Here is a 2,796-nt window from a genome sequence, read left to right on the forward strand (position 1 = left end):
TTGATGAAAAATGGACATTATCGCCAGGGGTACGCGTAGATCATCATAATATGTTTGGCAGTAAGACTACGCCACGGGCCAGCTTAAATTATAAAATGGACGATGATACCAATATGTATGTATCCTGGGGTCAGGTATTCAATGCACCAAATACTGATGACTTATTTTGGCCAGATGACGGTTGGACTGCGGGCAACCCTAATTTAAAACCAGAGACTGGTAATTCTACTACTATTGGTATTAATAAAAAATTAAATGATAAAACGCAAGTTACCGCCAGTTACTTTAAAAGTCAATTGAATGACGCAATTAATTGGGCGCCGAATTCCGTTGGGAAATGGATGCCTTCCAATGTCGATAAGCAACGTAAACAAGGCGCGGAAATCGAAATTAGAACAGCTCTGTCACCTAATTGGCGTGTAACAGGAGCATACTCCTATTTAAAAGTTGAAAATATGCCAGGCGGATCGTCTTCATATACCAATGATAGTAACAACAGTCAACCAAATGGCTATCGCTTAAGCGTGGATTATTCAAATGATTTATGGAATGTGGGTATCACTGGCCGCGGCGCAAGCGGACGGAGTTTAGAGAAGTATACTTCATCGAGCTATTGGGTATGGGATGCAGTCGTCAACTACAAAATGAATAACAATGCAAATGCTTATGTAAAGATAAATAATATTACCAATCGTGCTTACGAAATCAATGGTACCGATGCCAGTTACGGTGGGCCAGGTGGATTCCCAATGCCTGCACGTAACTATCAATTCGGCGTTCAGTACAACTTTTAAAAAACTAGGTTAAGTAGCTGGCAACTGCTTGGTATAGTAATATGATATGAGGAGAAATATTTATGAAAAAAAACAGTAAATCAAAAAAGTTAAGTAAAAAGGTTGCGGCTTGGGCCTTGTTGCTCTCGTTAACAAGTGCGGGAATGGTCAGTGCACAACACGCAGACAAACAGTCAGATACAGACTTTGTTCTGGATTCCCTCATTGTGACAGCACAGAGAATGGAAACCCGGGCGTTGGATACGCCGGCTACTGTAACTGTGCTTGATGAAAAAGCATTAAAAAATTCAGGTGCCAGAACTCTTTTTGATGCATTGGCCTTTACCCAGGGCATAACCAATTTTTCCTATGGCCCTGGTGGACAGGATTATGGTGCTATGGATAGCCGGGTGGTTATCCGCGGATTTGATCGCGGTGCTTTGGTTTTACTCAATGGTGCGCCGCTTAACTTGATCAATAAAAATAGTTTGGACAATATTCCTATTGAAACTATCGAGCGGGTCGAGATCGTAAAAGGTGCTAGCTCGACGTTATATGGAGCAGAAGCTTTTGGCGGCGTTATTAATATTATTACGAAAAAAGGTGGCCCGGAACAAACATCTATTGGGATAGCTGGCGGCAACATTGGCTATAGAAAGTATTCAGCTAATTATTCTAATAATGATGTTGTTTTCTTCTATTGCAAACAAGAGTTTGGTGCAGAGGAAAGAACATCTCCCAACAGACCGACCTTACCCGGTGAAGCCGTCAGAAATTATTATCAAAATAGGGGGAAAGGGGATAAAGAAAACTACGGTTTGACGCTTAATTTGTCGGATAAATGGAATTTAAATTACATGCGTACAGAAAGCAATAATGAATATGGTACTACCCCTTATTGGGATCCAGTTACCGATCCGGGATTTACAAGTCGTCAAAAGCAGGATAAATCATATCGCTATAATGATGTTAAGGACAATCTGACACTTACCTATGATGATAAAGAAAATCGCTTTACATCCATTCTCTTTTACGGTTCTCGCGACTTATATGGGACGACAACCGATAATTATACCCATAAAACTACCGTTAACACCAGTAATTACAAATCCCATAATTTAGGTTTAGATGCCCAAAAAAGCTGGAAAGTTCGCGGGGATAAAGATAATGTGCTTATGGGCCTGTTAACTAGCCGTGAAGAGTATAAAAATGCGGCAAACTCTGCACAGCGAGCAGGACGCAACAACTATGCCTTATATGCCCAATATTCTTATCAAATGTCCCCTGAGTTTGCAACCATTATGGGGGTACGCGGTCAAAAGGTCAGTGATCCGGTAAAGGATCAGAGTATATTTATTCCTCAAGTACAGACTGTCTATAAAATTAACGATACTTCTTCTTGGTACACCAATATAGGAAAAGCTTTTCAAATGCCGCCATTAAATCAGTATTTTTCGAAAAACACGTTGGCCAATGGCAAAGACTTAAAGCCGCAAGAAGGCTGGAACTACGAAGCAGGCTATAAAATAATTAATGAGGATAGTTCCTGGAAATTTGCTGTCTACAAAATGGATATTAAAAATAAGTTTGAATATGCAAAAGATGATACGGGAAAAGATGTACTTATTAATAAAGGCAAGTTTAGGAACACGGGTTTTGAGGCCGAGTACAACAAAATTATAAATGATCACTGGAATTTGAATTTTGGCTTTAACTATGGTAAACCAGAAGCCGAAGATGGTAAAGGCGGCTGGGAACAGACCTATCCCAAAATGCAATTAAGTGCCGGCGTGCAATACGAGATGGATAAGTGGCAGACAAGCTTAACTTGTAATTACTTAACGAAGCGGCAAAAAAACAGATATGATCAGACAATTCCCAGTGCTATTACCCTAAATGCTGTCGTCAATTATGCAATGAGCGCGAATGACACGGTAACACTAAACCTTAATAATATTTTAGATAAAAATAATGTTATAACCCATGGTGGTTATGATTATTGGGATTTGCCTTTTAACTGGAC

General features: G+C 39.9%; 2 protein-coding genes. Both read left to right on the forward strand.

From position 1 onward, the window contains the following. Positions 1-794: TonB-dependent receptor domain-containing protein (locus AC29Z1_RS16010; protein ID WP_488272454.1), on the forward strand; the 794-nt coding region annotated here is incomplete at its 5' end. Positions 795-856: 62 nt separating this feature from the next. Further along, positions 857-2,796 (forward strand): TonB-dependent receptor plug domain-containing protein (locus AC29Z1_RS16015; RefSeq protein WP_488272455.1); only part of this gene is annotated, 1,940 nt, incomplete at its 3' end.

It is taken from the genome of Sporomusa sp., from assembly GCF_057736855.1.